The sequence below is a fragment of the Paenibacillus anaericanus genome, assembly GCF_003994475.1.
In the GTDB taxonomy this organism is placed as follows: domain Bacteria; phylum Bacillota; class Bacilli; order Paenibacillales; family Paenibacillaceae; genus Fontibacillus; species Fontibacillus anaericanus.
In genome coordinates this window covers 1-16,208 of the sequence record NZ_RZNY01000008.1, presented here as the reverse complement: position 1 = coordinate 16,208, position 16,208 = coordinate 1, and the positions used below count along the sequence as shown (strand labels likewise).

The window sequence follows — 16,208 nt, the reverse complement described above, 5'->3', positions numbered from 1 at the left end:
CTGCTGCGTTGTAAGGTATATTTATCGTTGACCTTCCGTCAGACGTTGGGGTTGTTACGAAAAAGGCTATCTCGTTCCCCTCATTGTCCAGCAGGGAATAGGCGATACTAGGCCGCTTTACGCTGGACACATAACCCGTAAGGAGTACAGAATAGACAGCGGCGGTGCCTGGAGCAGGCAGTAACCACTGTAACCCTTGAGCTACGCCCCCCGTTACCGTTAGGGCGACCGTGTAGGCGTCGATAATTTTAAGGCTCGTTTTAGCCGCATCATAGTTTTTCGTCCACTCCGCAAAAGGCGGCGCTATGTTTTTCCCGTACCCCAGGACGTAAGGATTTTCTACGCCCTTGATCCCCGCAGGGTAAAAAGGGATAGGCTTCTGGCTGCTGGTGATTAGGTCGGCCTCGGTCTGTGTAATTTCATACATGCGCACGGAGTCAAAATATCCGTAATTACCCGCTGGAGCTCCTAGCTGGCCCGTAATTTCTACATAGATCGCGGTAAGCCCGGCTAGCTCCGTTGGGCCCAGGATAAAGTGCAGGGTTTTCCACTTGTTCTTATCGGCGTAGTTGATGCCTGTATCCTCAGATTTGATGGTGGCACCGTCCGCTATTTTAATGGCTGATAGTCGTATCAGGTCCATAGACACGTTATAGAGGTCAGCGGCTAGCATGTAGTATTTTGTAGGATCTACAGCTACCTTTACTTGGGTATAGCCCGCAGTACTCGCAACCGTGGAAGTTAATTTTAAGCTGCTTGATCCGCTCGTCTTAAAGGTAGCGTCCTTTGTTACCGTTACAGACCCCTGTGGCTTCCAGGCTGCGGCGTCTTCGCAATCCCCCGCGTTTCCCACTAGGTTTATTCTCGTTTTACCTTGAATACTACCTATGCGGACATTTGTGTCACGGGAGGAGGTAACAACTTGCAGCCCTGGCTGTAGAGTCAGGCTACCCCGGTCTGCGTTGTCTAGCCTGGACTTTATCTCGGCTAACTCTCCAGCGTTTCGGTCAATGCGGTCCCAGTTCTGATTCAACATCTCGTCGATGTTAAATGTTTCGTTTCCGTCCGTCACTGGGTCTTTCTTTAGTAAGTTTAAATTAGGGGTGTTACTGGCCAAATGGACCACCTCCTGCAAATTTAGATAATGGGATCTCTTCTATTTCACTTAACTTCATAACGCTATCGATATCGTGGATAAGTATATAACTAAATTCATATTCCACTTTCATATGCGCTGGCTTGATCTCCTCGATCACAGCCTTCAGATCATCCAAGTTAGGAGGGATTCCCACCGTGTCGATGAACTCAACTGTAAAGCTCCATTCCTGCGGCTGGAATGATACGCTTACTTTGCCACCGTCGTAGGCTTCGGCTACATTTTTGACTAGGCGTCCGGAAAATTTCCCGCTACCGCGTAGCTTTGATTCTACCAATGCCCTGCGTTGTTCAATCGGCTTCCGTTGATCACTCTGAATCCCAAGTTCATACTCCCAGTGATCCAAACCCCAAGTGGCTGTCTGAACAAAAAATTGCTGCAAAGTTTCATTAAGTGTCCCAAAAAGCGAATCCATCTCTGTTCCCTTGGTGTTCATGTCCGCCTGTATAATACGAGAACTCTCATAGTAAGTCGGAAGATACGAGAACAGTTCGCGCCCGCGTTCGCTTGCTAGTAGAGCCTCATTCATGGATATCCACCGTCCCCAGTACAGCAACTTGACCGGGATGAATCTCCGTGACCGAATCCGCCTTACCGTTTACAGTCAAATCGGAATAATCAATGATCGCTGGAATATCGAGCAAGACTGCTGCGATACGGGTAAATCTTACAAAAGGATCGACGAATGCCAACTGTTTCAAATACCCCTTTACTCCGTTAAAAATAAGGGCCTCAACATCCGCCAATGAAGCCCCACTCACCAATGTCAATTTCACACTGATGTTGATGTGTACTTCTTGTGCGGGTTGAACAGAAACAATAGGCCCTGCCGGAGCAGTTCCTTCCCCTTGCCCATCCTGCGACGGATCAATATGCTGTTGAGCGGCAGCAACAATCTCCGCACTGGCAGCGCGCTTCTCGGTGTCGAGCAAATAGATCCCCACCGTCCCTGGTCCATTCCAGAGCGGATTCACCTGTACTCCACCTACACCGGCAACTTCCCCGGCCCATTTTAAATACTGAGCTTTATTTCCACTAGTCCCTTGGTTACGAACCTGAGAATAGAATCGCTCAAGCAAAGAATCATCCGATTCGATATCTGCCCCGCCCCTGGTTTCTTCCAGATTCGTCACCGCTGTCACGCCATTGATCGGACTGGACATTACGGTAATTACACCTGCAGGCACTGTTCCGGTTTTCCCGGGTACGATAGCACGAACAGCCACCACACCCTCACTATTCTCATTTAAAATCACGGCAGCAACTGTTTCATATTCTGTCGATGCTTCTCCTGTTACTTCATCCGCTGGAGTTGCGACAATGGTACCTGCAGGTACTATTTTCCCCGGTGTCCCTTTAAACCGAACAAGTCCTGTTGCTGCCACTGCTGCTCGCCGCACAACTCCGTGCTCTGCGGTTCTCAGGTCCAAATACTCTCCAAACGAAGAACTAGCAAAACCCCGCTGCAGCACTTGCTGCGCCCAAATCGCCGCTTCCGATAACATAAATGCTACTGGAGCCTCAGCATCCCAAATAAAAGAACCCTCGGATTTATCAATATCCGCGGGCACTCGGTCCAGCATACGCTGCATAATTTTCTCTTCACTCTGATCTTGCAAAAAGATCGGCAAGTCCGCCATTATACTGACACACTCCCTTCCAAAGTTTTCGTCTCATCCCGGATATTTCGTAGTCTGCATGTGAACCAGCAGCTATCCGTAGACCAATCGAAAGTAAAGTTATCAACGGAAGCTGTCCTTGAATCCTCCATTAACGTCTCTGTCGTCATTCGTTCGATCTCCGACTCCAGTACGGCTCGGCTGAATCTTTTGCCAATTAAGTCTTCATACTCCTGACCATAGTCACGAGAGTAAACAAGATGCCGATACCGAGGGGTACGTACCGCTTTTTGACACCACATCAACCACGCTGCTGTATCTGCTGCAACTGATATTTTCCGGGTCGGAGTCATAACAAAATCTCCCGCCTCAAAATCAAACAGCCAACTGCGTCCAAACCCAATCTCCGAACTTTCCACATCACTATTTTCTTCTACAGCCCATTCGGTATCCACCGGAAATAAACTAGCCATCCTTACTCACCACCTTGCACATCACGATGACATCATTACCACCATTTAAATTGAGAACAACCACTCGGTCTCCCAAAAGTAGACCAGCAGCAAGATCGGCTCGCGCTCCCTCAAGTTCTTTGGCCTCGAAATCAAAACGCATACGCTGAGAAGTTGAAGATGCCCCGGCCGGATTACCCTCCACATCAATCGGAGATGTCGTCGTTCCAAGAAGATGAAACTCGGGCAAGTGCAAGGTAACTGGAAAGTCAGCAACGAGGTAGTCTTGAATTTCATGTTTAAAATGGTCCAGTTTGAGCCCCGTCGTAGTTATCGTCCCGAGTTCAGTTGTAAGTCCAGACAAAGCAGTTTGAGTATACCCTGCAATTTGGTCCCGAATTGAAACAGCTAGTGTCTTATATGGATCAGCCATAATTCAGGAAATACCTCCTTTTCACATACTCCATTGAACCCAACTCCAGCGACATATGACCAGAATCACCAAGTTCATGGCTCACAGACATCACAATCAGCCCCATACCACTAAGCTCAACTTTGTCCCCAGCACGAAGTGTGTTAATGTCCAGTCCACTTACCGAGAACGTTTCTTGAATACCTGTTAACATTGCTTTTCCCAGCTTATTTGCAGCTGCCACTGTCTTAATGTCTCCATCTTGAGCGATCTTCTGTAGTGTTCCTAGCTTAGGAATAAGATCTGCGGATTTTACCACCGCTAGAAATTGAGATGGTAGATCCTCGCTAGTCTGCTTAGATTCATCCCCACTGCCAATGACTTTCACCTTGGTAATAGCACCTTCCAGTGTCCGAAGCTGACTAACCTCTTCAATAGCCTCCAACTTCCATACCGTAGTGTTGCTACCGATTCTGAACAATTCCAGACCTGCCGGGGTCATACGAGGAATGTACATCTCTCCCCCAGCTTTAACCGTTTCCCGCAGATCAGCCGTGATCATGTTGTAGATTGCTTGAGCCCGGTAGGTCGCTTTGTTCAGCTCCTTTTTAGTATCAGGAACATTTCCTAGTTGTATTTTCCACTCTTTCGCATACTTTTTCAGACGCTGACTCGCAGTCCCTTTCGCCGGGAAAAGAAATTCATCCTCAGATTTCACCAAATAGATCGTTTTATCATAAACTTGGAGATTGATATGCTTCGTGCTCTTATTACTACTGTTGCATGCCCAAACGACCCCAGGATTAAGCAAATGAACCTTTGTTGTGCCGGAATAAGGCACCCCACTGATTCGAATATTCTGCCCTGGGGCAATGGAAAGCCCCTCGCTCGGAACTTTTAACTGAATGCTCGCTTCATAAGAAATTTGATCCAGAGAATCCTTCAAAGAAATACTCTCAATGAGCTCCCGTAAATAATACTTATCCTCAAGTACAACCTCGTAACTCATGACGGTAACACCAGCTTTTGCCCTGGCTTGATCAGATTGGAATTAGGTCCGATGGTTGTTTTGTTCAGGTTATAAATTTTCGACCACTTCGAACAATCACCAAGTTCCAATTTCGCGATCTTGGAGAGGCTATCTCCTGATTTGACTGTGTAAGTTTTTGCGGTATTCTTCGTATCAGGACGACTTGTAGCCGTTGTCCCACCTTTTTTCGTACTTGAGTCAGCCCCCGCTCTAACGTGGATCCTCGGCTTCCGCCAAGTTCGAGCGGTCAGATCATAATAAATATCTCCTGGTTCACCGCCACGAAAGATGCTATCATGTGTCGCGATCATAACGAGAGCATTAATCACATTTCCAGTAGGACCAACAATGAGCAGTCGGACTGGTGTCTGGCTGTTCATTGTCGCTGTTAATTGGTTCATTGCATCCTTCGGGTTGGGGATCTGCTTATATTGACAATATCCTGCGTCATACTCTAATGGAAAAAAAGAAGAGAAGGTGATCTCCTTCACCTTCTCCCCGCTTATAAAGTCAAATTCTCCAAGAGCCATGATATTGACTGTCTCATATCCCTTTCCCCGAGAAATTTTAACCTCTTCAGGATTGACGGGGAAATAGAAGTCCTTACCCGCAGAATCGATTAAATGGATTTCCATAGCTATTCCCTCACTCCTTTAAGTTCTGCATTGAATGCTTTACTGCATTCGCAAATTGTAATCCTGCCATATTAGCAATTTGATCATAATCAATCTCATCTTTTTGTACAGTTAGATTTACAGCACCATCGGATATATAAAAGTTGTTAGATGTATCTTTTTGTTGTAATGAAGTTCCATTACCATATTCCATTAGGTTGTAGATGGGGGCGTTCAATTCAGGACCTACCGAGAGGAAATCTTGTCGATCAGATATCCTATCCGATTTCATTGCGTTAAAATCCGGTTTTTCTGCTATTTTTTTCATACTAGATTCACTAGGTTTTACTTTTACTGGTTCTTCTTTGCCATAGATCCATTCATATATTTTTCCACCCAATTTTTCACCTAGCATATCACCACCGGAAGAACCTGCGACGGCACCTACTCCAGTTCCTATCCCTGGCGCTACAAACGTACCTAGTGCGCCACCAATAACCCCCCCTACCCCACCTAGAATTGTGGAAGCAGCGGCCTTAAACTTATCTTTTTTTGAACCTGCTGTCGCTATATTGCCTACACCCATCAATAAACTCAGAGGGCCCGGCATTTTGATAAACTTGCTAGATTTCCCTAACAATTTAGTTAGACCATTACCCTTTTTCGGTAATTTCTTAATATTTTCTCCTACCCACTTGCTACTATTTGATGCCCCATCTTTTACCTTCTGCCACCAATTCGGCCGCGTTGTTTTAATCTTAGTCTTGTCAGGAGAAGACGGATTAGCAGGTGACTTTTCAAGTGTCTTTGTTTTGCTTTCTTCAGCTTTGATCTTATTACTTGATACCCTTCCTTTTATCTTCTCCCACAAACTCGGCTGCTTAATCTTGTCAGAAGAAGATGGAATAGCAGGTGACTTTTCAGGTATCTTTGGTTTGCTTTCTTCAGCTTTGGTCTTATTACTTGATACCCTTCCTTTTATCTTCTCCCACAAACTCGGCTGCTTAATCTTGTCAGAAGAAGATGGAATAGCAGGTGACTTTTCAGGTATCTTTGGTTTGCTTTCTTCAGCTTTGGTCTTATTACTTGATACCCTTCCTTTTATCTTCTCCCACAAACTCGGCTGCTTAATCTTGTCAGAAGAAGATGGAATAGCAGGTGACTTTTCAGGTATCTTTGGTTTGCTTTCTTCAGCTTTGGTCTTATTACTTGATACCCTTCCTTTTATCTTCTCCCACAAACTCGGCTGCTTAATCTTGTCAGAAGAAGATGGAATAGCAGGTGACTTTTCAGGTATCTTTGGTTTGCTTTCTTCAGCTTTGGTCTTATTACTTGATACCCTTCCTTTTATCTTCTCCCACAAACTCGGTTGCTTGGTCTTGTCAGGAGAAGACGGATTAGCAGGTGTCTTTGTTTTCTTACTGTCCTCAACCTTCTTTCTGCTTGAAGACTTGGTTGGATCATCATTACTATCTCCTGATCCATTCGAAGGATTAGAAGATTTTTCTTTCCTCTTTTGTCTTCTTCTTTTCCTTGTAAAATCACCTATCTTATCTGAAGCAAGGTTCGTAACCACTCCAACAGCTACATCCTCGACAATCTCTAAGACCTTACTCCAACCCCCAGTATCTCCGCCACCACCATCCCCACCTGAATTGTTCCACTCGATGTTTCCAAGCTTACTAGCAATCTGATCAGGATCAAGCGCACTTAGAAAAGACTCAAAGAAGGTTTCTCCAGCTAGCCGGCCCGCTTCTGCATAAGGCGATTCTTCTTCCAACGGATTTGAACCCTTTTCCAGATAATCGACCACTCGTGTGTACTTAACTTCTTTCGGCGTATCCACCAACCCCAACGCCTGCATAATAAAACCTCGCAGACCATTCCCCAGAGCAGTTCCAATAGCTGACGAAATCTTCTTCAGTGTGGTTTGACCTTCTGAACCCATCCAATCGTCAAAGGACTTGCCGATCACGGTGTTCCAGGAAACCCCATCAACAGCTACGCTCCAGCGGGTTTGGGTTAATGAGGCCAAAGAAGCACGTATGCCTCCAACATTGCTTGACACATGATCGATAAGAGTTGCAACTGGCGTAACCCTCATTCGATCTAGTTTCATCAAGTTGTCTCTAATTCTAGTGACCTTCGGCGTTACTCTATCATCAAGAGTTGCCTTGGGAGCCATCTTTGTCTTGCCAAAAACGGTTGCACGTCGCTGCGTTTGTTGTAGCAGCTTGTCCAAACTTCTCAGCTTCTTCGCTGTCTTATCAATGTCGCGACTATCAATCTCAACATCTAATTCGTAAATTTCATTATCGGACATGTCTTACCTCCTTTCTCCGCGCGGCACCCTATTAGAGCCTGAAGGGGAAGGAGAGGATACCATCTCCAGCTCCCTCATTGAAAAAGCTTTTAACAGCAAGCGCTCGCCTTTGGGAAGTGACCAATACACCCCGGGGCGTAGACTATGCTTACTCCACATATGGAATAGCAAAGTCGTCATGCCACCGGAGCTTATTAGTTTTTTACGTCTTCGATATCCACCCCGAAGCCGGAGATTTCTAGCACCTTGTCGCCCACAGCGTCAAGCTCCCCCGCTAGCAGAAGTCGGCGTATAGCCTCTTCGCCACCGGATAGCTTCAACCGACTCGTAAGACGATCATCGCCCCAACCGCTCAGCTTCACACTTTGCTCCGCACCTTCGCTCGCTTTTTTAATGACCTCAAGGAAAGCGGTAGCTTCTTTGATCAACGCAGCGTTGAACAACTCACTGTCGATTTTCTCTGTCACTTGACCTTTGGTCGTCTTGCGCACCGTACAGCGCTCACGAATTCCATCCACCTTACTTGATGTTAGACCCCGCAATGTGACTCGCAGACTAAGCCGCCCAATAAAAATAGCCTCTTCCGGCAGATTAGCTGCCGTCTCGAAGAGACCGTCCAGAATATCCTGTTCATTAAATTGTTCATGTTGACTCATGATTTAACATTCCTCCTCAAATTAAGATGCAACAATCGGGTCAAGCAACTCATAGGATTCAAAAGTAAACGCCGTTTCCTCAACGACCTCTTCACCCGCTGTCCAATTCGCCAATTGAATCTTATCGACCATACAACCGTTCAATTGAATGCGCTCAAAGCCGTAAGCTTCCGGGTCCTCAAGTTTATGAATAATGTTAAATTTCTGAAAACCTCTGCTAATCATCTCCGAAGTCACTTTGTACCCACTCATCGTGCCGGTTCCCTTTTTACGACCCAGCTTGAATACGGTGTACTCTGTGCCAACGAGATTAAGCTCCCGTTTGTCGGCCTCTACATTTGCTTCCAGATGATTCAAATTAGACTGCCAGATTCCCTCGATAAAAATCTGACCGAACGTTCCCATAATTACGCGACCAGGATCAAGATATTGTGCCATTGACTATTCCTCCTCTTATTTATTGCACGTTGAACGTGCCAAAAATTTGTTCCATAACATCACTAGCATCCGCCGTCCATGCCAGGAACACCTGATCATCAGCGGGTTGAAATTGTGGAGCATTACCATAAAACCGCGAGTCCAACGTCACATTGAAACCCGTTGCTTCGATTACACTCTCAGACGCTAACGTCTGCAAATATTGCTTCCCTGCGGCAATCAACGCAAGCCTGCCCTCTTCTGTGTTGTTTACTTTGCCGATATAATGGTCCTCAGCCTGACGCTGCAAATCAGAATTAATCTGATCGATAACCCGAATTTTCCGGATTTTCTTCCATCCATTGTTCTGACCTTGACGAGGTGTGATCAAACTGTTCACTCCACGTAGTACTTTAACTCTACGTCCATCATGTACCAGTAAAAATACACCGTTCTGAATTCCTTGTTCCTGTTCAGATCGGGTCCAACGACGCGTAACGTCTTCAAATGGCGTCACCGCATAAGTCGTCGATTCTTTGAGCGCCTGTCCGGCAATCAATCCAGCTACCCAAGCTGCTACTTGAGCAGATGAGTATTCCTTGCCGTTCATTTTCCCGCCCGTACCAACATTAATAACGCCTTCGAAATCAGTAGCGATACTACGAGCGATACTTTTGCTCACTGCATCCGCAGCGATATCCTCTGCCTTAGGCCCACCAAGTGTTGCAATAATACCTTTGCCCTCTCCACGTACACGTTTCACCCAGGCAACCAGACTGGTACGAAGTGCCGCATCACTGACTCCATCGAGTGTTAGAACATGAAAGTCTTGTGTCTCAAAAGCTTCAGTTGCCGCAATATAATCAGCATTCGTGATACCTGAGATCCCACTTTCACCCCCGGCGAGCACTACACCTGACACCTCTGCCAAGGTCCCGGTACCAACCTTCTCCGCAACAATCCACTTGTTACCGGAGTCTTCATTGATTGCTGCAACCGTAGATTCAACAGTGCCATCTCCAATAGCAATCGTGCGTAAGTGCGTATTGCCTTCGTACAGTTTCAATTCCTTCAGGCTAGCTACTGCAAGGCTTGGTTGAATCGTCACCTTGAAATCATTGCCACGTTCACCTTTATATTTTGCTCTAACAATTAAGGCGTCCGCAGGGGTCACCGCTGTATTCTTCAATGTAACTACGGCCTCAGTAGCTGAATTATCTGCCAACCGATATGCAAGTAGCTTCTTAGTTCCGCCCAATAAAGCAAGGTACAGCGTTGTAAAAGCCGTCGCTCCATCGGATTCATCACTTGTAAACAATTCATTAATCGCTGTTTCATTTGCCACTTCAACAAATTGCCCGATCGGTCCCCAATGTGCTTTTACCGGGGCAACAACTACACCTCTTGCTCCCGATTGAATCGCAGTTTCCGCCGCACCTACAAAGTTCATGTACAGACCGGGTAACACCGGTTGATTAGTCAAACTCCAATTGCCTCCTGCCATGTTACTTCACCTTCTTTTCTAGGAATTGTTGTACCAAATCTTTTGCTTCCTTAACCGTCAGCACCTCTGTATCGATACCATGAAAAGCGCCAGCCATCACTTCGGATTTCACACCTGCAATAACTTCAGCGTTCGCCGTAATCTCCGTGACCGAGTAGGCCGGGGACGTAATGCTTACTTCCTTAGCTGCCCCTTTAAAAAATCCCTTTCGTTCTGCCAAGTTCCTCACCTCATATTTGATTTGTAATTTACGGATTGCATCAATGAAATTTCCTTCACAGGACGTCGTCCCGTTCGCTGAGTACAAGTGACCGTTATCTGCGCCTCTGCCGTGCCGGTTGTGTTAACGTTAGCGTTCAAATTCCCCTTCGGCTCGCTGATGCTAAGAAAGCGCCGTTCTGCGGCATGAAGTGGTATTTTGACCGCTGCTCCAAGTTCCTCAATTAGCTGTAAAATTACTGCATTCTGATCCGTTGGATCATCTGCAAGAACTGTTGCCGTCAACCGCTTTTCAATCTCATAAGACGATAACCCCAGCACTCGTACATCCATACCAGTTACCCGCCACATAATCGCGGGCTTGATGTAACTTGTCGGCCAAACTCCGTTATACAGAGACCATTCGCTCCCAACAACATCTTGCGTCCATGCGCAGATTGCTGTGAGCCAAGAGTCAACCGTACTCTGAGTTGATTCAATTAAGCTACTCATGGCAAGACCTCTGGGGTATGCTGACAGGTTCTTTGTCCCGTTCCCTTGTCGTATCCCAATATCGCATCTGTGTCAGTTTTTCACGCGGACGATTCTCTCTTTTCAACAATGGTATTCACCTCCTTTCCAGCTCTTGTTACATCCAACACGCATCGCGGTCGACTACAAAATTGCTTTGTCCCTTCCCACCGCCCCCAAATACAACCCTTGCAAAACTCCGGCTGTATCCATTCGGTAGTTGGTGACAGGAGCTTATTCTTTTTCCTCAAATGAATTCCCCCAACAAAAAAAGCCGCCGAGAGTATCAGCGACTTTTGCATTTTCTATTTGTGATCTGTGGTTCGTGATCCTGGACAGTGAGTCGTGGTTCATGACTCGTGATCCTTTGTTTATGATCCTTGATTTGTGTTCTGGTTCATGATCCTTGGTTCCGTAATCCTTAGTTCGTTATTAGTGATCCGTTATCCGTGGCTCATGATTACTAGTTCCGTATTCACTGTACCGTGGCTACCCGGCTTCAGTAAGCTGTGTTCTCTCGCTTCGTCCGATTCCCACAATACAAATTTAACATGGGTAAAGTCTAATGAACGGACAAGCCGCTGACATGTTTCGGACAATAGAAGGACAAGCATATTTAGACGAAAATCCTTACCTATCATTTCAATACTCACATACTTTCTTTCCCACAAAAAAAAGCCGGCTATTAGCCGACTGAGTGCTCGCAACTCTCCATTTCTTCATCCAACACAACCACTTCAAGTCTCATGGCCGCAGCCAATATCTGAATTGCACTCGCCTTAATCCGGCGATACGTGCGGTCGCTGATTCCCATTTCTCCGCAGCTGATGAAATCGTACTCGCCTTCATTATCTAAGAAGCTTCTTTCGATGACTTCCTTTTGAGGGCTCGACAGTTTACTCATCGCCTTATCGAGCAATTCTGACTTTTCACGTAATTCCGCTTCCTTATCTACGTTCCTAATCGCGATTGTCTCCGTCGGTTTACTGATTGCATTTGTTGGTCCATGGAACTTGGGCTCGTAGCTTGCAGTGATCACAGCTTCCTGACGGATAAATCCTATTTGTCTGTACTGCCGAACCTCTTCTAGGCGCTCCTCTACGGCTGCCCGTGTTGCTGCATGGTCTATAGGTATTGTATTGAAAACAATTTGTATAGGGTGTTTACGTTTCTTCATCATATTCCCTCCGCTCGCTATCTACATAAAGTCGTAATATTACCAAATTGGTAACCTCGAGAGCAAAAAAATTTCTATTCTTAGCACTCTACCGCTTACTTCGAAAAGCACACTTTCTTTGTCGGCTCACTCATATAATAAACATTGGAATACCTCTGCGACTTGGGTTACCTTCTGATCAGACAGTAACGAGACTCGATCGTGGTTCATGGATAGTTAGGGCTAACATGGACTGGCTTGGGATAACTTGGGATAGCTTGGACTGCCTTATTCTGCGTTGGTTTTACTTGGTCTGCCTTGGACTAATTTTGAATGACTTGGTTTGTACTTGGTTTGTACTTGGTTTGTACTTGGTTTGTACTTGGTTTGTACTTGGTTTGAATTTTCTTTGAACTTAGCCGACTTGAGCTAACTTAGAATGACTCGATCTGACTTTGGCCCTCATAAAGTCACTAGCTTAGCCGGACCTGGAGTACGCTAATTACCTGAAATGCCTCATATTTCGTGTTGTTGCGGACATAGGATCCGTTATTGACCAGAAATGGTGGCAAAAAGGGGGCTATATCACCGAATAGCGGAACTGATGTCCGATAAACCTCCCAAAAGGGCATCTTTCTTGAAAATAAGGTATCTGATGTCCGGCTAGCGACTTCGCTTTGCCGCTTTGCCGCTTTGTTACATTGCTACATTGCAACTTTGCTACTTTGCTCCTTTGTGTTCGTCCACTCACCGAAGTTCAGCGTGGAACCAAGTGAGAGAAAAATAAAGGCTAGGCTTACCTCAACCTCACGGGTAAGATACTCCGATTATATTTTACCAATTTGGTAATGTCAACCAAAATAATTACCGTTTCGGTAACCTAATCGCTTTACCAATCTGGTAATGATATGATATATTTATGCAAACGACAAATGAGGAGCGGTTATGGAAACTTTGGGCGATCGAATCAAATATCTTAGGGAAAAAAAGAATATGACCCAAAAGGATCTAGCTACCAAAGCGGACTTAACCATCGTACAATTGTCCAGATACGAAACCAACGATAGAAAACCAGATCCTGAATCGTTAAGACGAATTGTCGATGCGCTAGATACGAACGGGGATTATCTGCTTGGGCGTACGCAAGATCCCTCTCCTTCAGACGAGAAGGCGACAAGCATGTCTTTCTATGGTGGCCCAGAGTCTTATACAGCAGATGAAATTGCCATGATGGAAGCAGCGCTAAAGGCTTACCGTGTGCAGAAGAAGAAGCTTTTGGAAAGAGACAACAAGAAGAATTAAAATCACAAGCAGGACATTACATAAGTGCTGGCGAATATATAAAATTAAGAGTAAACAACTTGGCCCTTACTTCAAGGGCCCTTATTTTCAAACAAAAATAGAACATACATTCTCATAAGAGGTGATTGTTATGTTATTTTCCTACTATAAAGAAACCCCTTTGGAACAATGGATCAATACAAAGTTTTTAGCTCGTGGAATTATGACCACCATCAACCATGACATCGAACGAATTGCTGAAGCCTTTGAAGTGGCACTCGTTTATGATATATGCCCCTCTTTCTCCGATAACGAAGATGGGGTGATCTTCCTAAACAAACATGCGGATGATGTTACCGCGCGGGTCATCTTTTTTCATGAATTGTGTCATGTGCTCCGGCATGCAGGGGATCAGCGAAATATGTCTGTTCTCTTTAAAAGCGCTCAGGAGATTGAGGCGGATCAGTTTGTCTTATATGCGGCTATCCCCTTTTATTTGGTTGCTAAATTGAATATTCCAGATCAGCGGAACGAAGCGATTCCTTACCTTGCCGATAAATTTCATGTTCCTCTATCTCTCGCCGAGCAAAGACTGGATCAAATTCAGCGCCGAGTTCTCCAAGGAAGTTTGATCGCAGCAGCGCAGGAGGCCAGCAAGCGGCAACGTCAACAGAAGCAGCAAGAACCTATGTGGACAAATGAAACCCATCGTGTTCTGGCGCAATTATCGCATCAACTGTCTGGTAAGGAGGCTCTATAAATCATGCGGATCGCAGCATATTCAGACTTCTATGGAGAAGCGATGCGACCATTACAATTAATTATTCAAGTTCACCCGGGTGAATTGGATTGGTCCAGAACACTATATATTCCTCTATCAAGTCCGTTCGATCCTTTTGAAGCCGAGGAATTTGGTGATGTTACCGGGGTATCGGTACTTCTGGAGGATATGGTACGCCAACCAGGTTCCACCCCTGTAATCGGTATCCATCTCCCTAGTATCGCAAAGCGTCATGGAACCGAGATTCATCTTCTCATACTCCAAATGGACGACGTCGAGGAAGTATTGAAATATGAAAGAGGCTATTTCAGCGAGTGAAATAGCCTCTAATCTTTAACTTTTCTAATTTTAACTTTCTAAGAATTGTTTAATTTTATTAAGTCAGCTGAGGTATGAAGCAATTCTTCCACTAATACTTCGGTTCGCTCGGCCCCTCTCGCATGAGACTCCATAATAGCCGCTGCTTCTTCTGTGTTAGCAAGCGTCTCCTCGGACACTGCCGAGATATTAGATATCGCTTCATTCATCTTGAAGTTGGCATCCAAAATATCTTTAATATTGAAGTGTACAGAAAATATTTGCTCTTTCACACTATGTAAATGTTGGTTGATCGTATGGAACATCATTCCACTTTCTTTGGCAAGTGAGGATTGATCAATATTGATCACCTGTAACTTCTCCATCGCCTGAACGGAATCGAGAGAACTATTAGCTAAATCTGAAGTAATCTGTTCGATATTCGTTGATAACGTCATCGTCTGTTCAGCTAACTTACGAACCTCCTGGGCGACAATGTTAAATCCTTTACCCACGTCACCCGCACGCGCAGCTTCGATTGAAGCATTAAGCGACAAAATATTGGTGCGATGTGCAATACTCGAAATATGTTGGCATATTTCTTGGATAAGTACTGTTTGCTTATGTAATGAATGTATCAAGTCAGATGCAATCACCGTATTCTCTTCTACTTCGGTCGACTTTTCCTGCAGACGATCAATGAGCTCCAGACCGTCAGAAGCATTCTGTGCCGTCAAATCAGCTTCTTGCTCCATCAGATTGGAGAGCTGTGATGTTTGCTTCACTTTTAACTGGATCGATTGGACGAAATCCGTCTGCTCTTGAATGGATATCGCATTCTGATTAGCACCCTGATTAATTTCTTGAATGGCCGAGAACACGGACTGAGAAGAATGATGTTGCTCTTGAACAATTTCATATACCTTCCTAGAATTACCTTCAAGAACAGTTCCTGTTTCCTTCATTTTCTGATTGAGCATTTGTTCTGTAAGGCGAGCATGAGCTACTTCCTTCATTTTTAGATCCATCGCATTTTTCATTCGGTTAAATATGTAGACAACTGCAAGCAGACTATTTAAGAATAAGATAACTACAAAGACGTGAATCAGCATCGTTGTCAAGAATTCGCTATATGCTACTTCACCAATAATTAGCTTATCCGTAGTTCTGAATCTATTTATTACATAAGCCCCATTCAGAATAACAATCAATGAACAGATAATCGTCATAAACCAACGATCAAGATACATACAAAATAAGGCTGCTAACGGAAATACGAACGTAAAGGTAACAGAAGTCGTTGCAGTCATAAGCGAAAATACATACATAACAAAAAAGCCAGTAAAGCTGATATAGCGTAAAATTCGGTTAGTCGGATTCTTTATAAACGAAATAGATCCCACTATGGCGGAAATAAAGCCTACAGATAGAATAGAAATGACAAATTCAAGGGTTCGATTACCTTTACTATACTCAATCAAAAATCCGGCCGATAATATGAGGACCATAACCCAACTCATGATACTGACAATCAGATTTACCGACTTTTCATAACTAAACTCTTTCATATAGCATACCACCCTCTAGAAAACTATAGTTAGTACTACTATAGTATTATTCTCAGATGAAAGTATATGTCCTTTAGCACTTTGTTTTCTATTACATCAAGTATCTCTTTCTCAATGCAACAGGACAACAAACATATATTAAAAAGACAAAAAGCCCTATCTTAGATAGGGCTTCAGGCTGTCGAGAAAGTCTCGACAGCCTTCTTTATGAAT

General features: G+C 44.8%; 18 protein-coding genes. 3 read left to right on the top strand and 15 right to left on the bottom strand.

What is annotated here, in order from left to right; translation table 11 throughout:
- Positions 1-1,106: 1,106 nt before the first annotated feature.
- From EJP82_RS11335 to EJP82_RS11265, 14 genes are all read right to left on the bottom strand, one after another.
- Positions 1,107-1,685: a YmfQ family protein gene (locus EJP82_RS11335; protein ID WP_127192175.1), complete on the bottom strand. Its 579-nt coding sequence runs from the start codon at positions 1,683-1,685 to the stop codon at positions 1,107-1,109.
- A complete protein-coding gene (locus EJP82_RS11330) occupies positions 1,678-2,796 on the bottom strand; it encodes a baseplate J/gp47 family protein (RefSeq protein ID WP_127192174.1) in 1,119 nt (372 codons plus the stop codon). The genes EJP82_RS11335 and EJP82_RS11330 overlap by 8 nt, the downstream gene beginning before the upstream one ends.
- Complete coding sequence (locus EJP82_RS11325; RefSeq protein ID WP_127192173.1) at positions 2,796-3,248, bottom strand: DUF2634 domain-containing protein; 453 nt, start codon at positions 3,246-3,248, stop codon at positions 2,796-2,798. Before EJP82_RS11325 ends, EJP82_RS11330 begins: the two co-directional genes overlap by 1 nt.
- Positions 3,241-3,660: a hypothetical protein gene (locus EJP82_RS11320; protein WP_127192172.1), complete on the bottom strand. Its 420-nt coding sequence runs from the start codon at positions 3,658-3,660 to the stop codon at positions 3,241-3,243. Before EJP82_RS11320 ends, EJP82_RS11325 begins: the two co-directional genes overlap by 8 nt.
- Positions 3,653-4,648, bottom strand: coding sequence for an XkdQ/YqbQ family protein (locus EJP82_RS11315; RefSeq protein WP_127192171.1), 996 nt, complete (start codon positions 4,646-4,648; stop codon positions 3,653-3,655). Before EJP82_RS11315 ends, EJP82_RS11320 begins: the two co-directional genes overlap by 8 nt.
- Complete coding sequence (locus EJP82_RS11310; protein WP_127192170.1) at positions 4,645-5,304, bottom strand: LysM peptidoglycan-binding domain-containing protein; 660 nt, start codon at positions 5,302-5,304, stop codon at positions 4,645-4,647. Before EJP82_RS11310 ends, EJP82_RS11315 begins: the two co-directional genes overlap by 4 nt.
- A 10-nt stretch (positions 5,305-5,314) precedes the next feature.
- Positions 5,315-7,606 carry a hypothetical protein gene (locus tag EJP82_RS11305; RefSeq protein ID WP_127192169.1) on the bottom strand — a complete coding sequence of 764 codons (2,292 nt, stop codon included), beginning with the start codon at positions 7,604-7,606 and terminating at the stop codon, positions 5,315-5,317.
- Positions 7,607-7,800: 194 nt separating this feature from the next.
- Positions 7,801-8,262 carry a phage tail assembly chaperone gene (locus EJP82_RS11300; RefSeq protein WP_127192168.1) on the bottom strand — a complete coding sequence of 154 codons (462 nt, stop codon included), beginning with the start codon at positions 8,260-8,262 and terminating at the stop codon, positions 7,801-7,803.
- 21 nt (positions 8,263-8,283) lie between these two features.
- Positions 8,284-8,700, bottom strand: coding sequence for a phage tail tube protein (locus EJP82_RS11295; RefSeq protein ID WP_127192167.1), 417 nt, complete (start codon positions 8,698-8,700; stop codon positions 8,284-8,286).
- Positions 8,701-8,719: 19 nt separating this feature from the next.
- Positions 8,720-10,183 carry a phage tail sheath subtilisin-like domain-containing protein gene (locus EJP82_RS11290; RefSeq protein WP_127192166.1) on the bottom strand — a complete coding sequence of 488 codons (1,464 nt, stop codon included), beginning with the start codon at positions 10,181-10,183 and terminating at the stop codon, positions 8,720-8,722.
- A gap of 1 nt (position 10,184) precedes the next feature.
- Positions 10,185-10,403 (bottom strand): YqzN/YkzM domain-containing protein, encoded by a 219-nt coding sequence (locus EJP82_RS11285; RefSeq protein WP_127192165.1) that lies wholly within the window; start codon positions 10,401-10,403, stop codon positions 10,185-10,187.
- 5 nt (positions 10,404-10,408) lie between these two features.
- Positions 10,409-10,894, bottom strand: coding sequence for a hypothetical protein (locus EJP82_RS11280; RefSeq protein ID WP_127192164.1), 486 nt, complete (start codon positions 10,892-10,894; stop codon positions 10,409-10,411).
- Between the two features lie 461 nt (positions 10,895-11,355).
- Positions 11,356-11,565 (bottom strand): hypothetical protein, encoded by a 210-nt coding sequence (locus EJP82_RS11270; RefSeq protein WP_127192162.1) that lies wholly within the window; start codon positions 11,563-11,565, stop codon positions 11,356-11,358.
- Between the two features lie 32 nt (positions 11,566-11,597).
- The gene (locus EJP82_RS11265; RefSeq protein ID WP_127192161.1) at positions 11,598-12,092 is read right to left on the bottom strand and encodes an ArpU family phage packaging/lysis transcriptional regulator; all 495 of its coding nucleotides are present in this window, start codon (positions 12,090-12,092) and stop codon (positions 11,598-11,600) included.
- A gap of 921 nt (positions 12,093-13,013) precedes the next feature.
- Between EJP82_RS11265 and EJP82_RS11260 the strand changes: the two genes are divergently transcribed.
- The 3 genes from EJP82_RS11260 (at position 13,014) to EJP82_RS11250 (ending at position 14,448) form a co-directional block, all read left to right on the top strand.
- The gene (locus EJP82_RS11260; RefSeq protein WP_127192160.1) at positions 13,014-13,370 is read left to right on the top strand and encodes a helix-turn-helix domain-containing protein; all 357 of its coding nucleotides are present in this window, start codon (positions 13,014-13,016) and stop codon (positions 13,368-13,370) included.
- A 130-nt stretch (positions 13,371-13,500) separates the two neighbouring features.
- Entirely contained in the window at positions 13,501-14,109 is a 609-nt protein-coding gene (locus EJP82_RS11255) for an ImmA/IrrE family metallo-endopeptidase (RefSeq protein ID WP_127192159.1), read from the top strand.
- Between the two features lie 3 nt (positions 14,110-14,112).
- Positions 14,113-14,448: a hypothetical protein gene (locus EJP82_RS11250; RefSeq protein ID WP_127192158.1), complete on the top strand. Its 336-nt coding sequence runs from the start codon at positions 14,113-14,115 to the stop codon at positions 14,446-14,448.
- A gap of 38 nt (positions 14,449-14,486) precedes the next feature.
- Here the strand turns inward: EJP82_RS11250 and EJP82_RS11245 are convergent, their stop codons facing one another.
- A complete protein-coding gene (locus tag EJP82_RS11245) occupies positions 14,487-15,995 on the bottom strand; it encodes a methyl-accepting chemotaxis protein (protein ID WP_127192157.1) in 1,509 nt (502 codons plus the stop codon).
- Between the last annotated feature and the right edge of the window lie 213 nt (positions 15,996-16,208).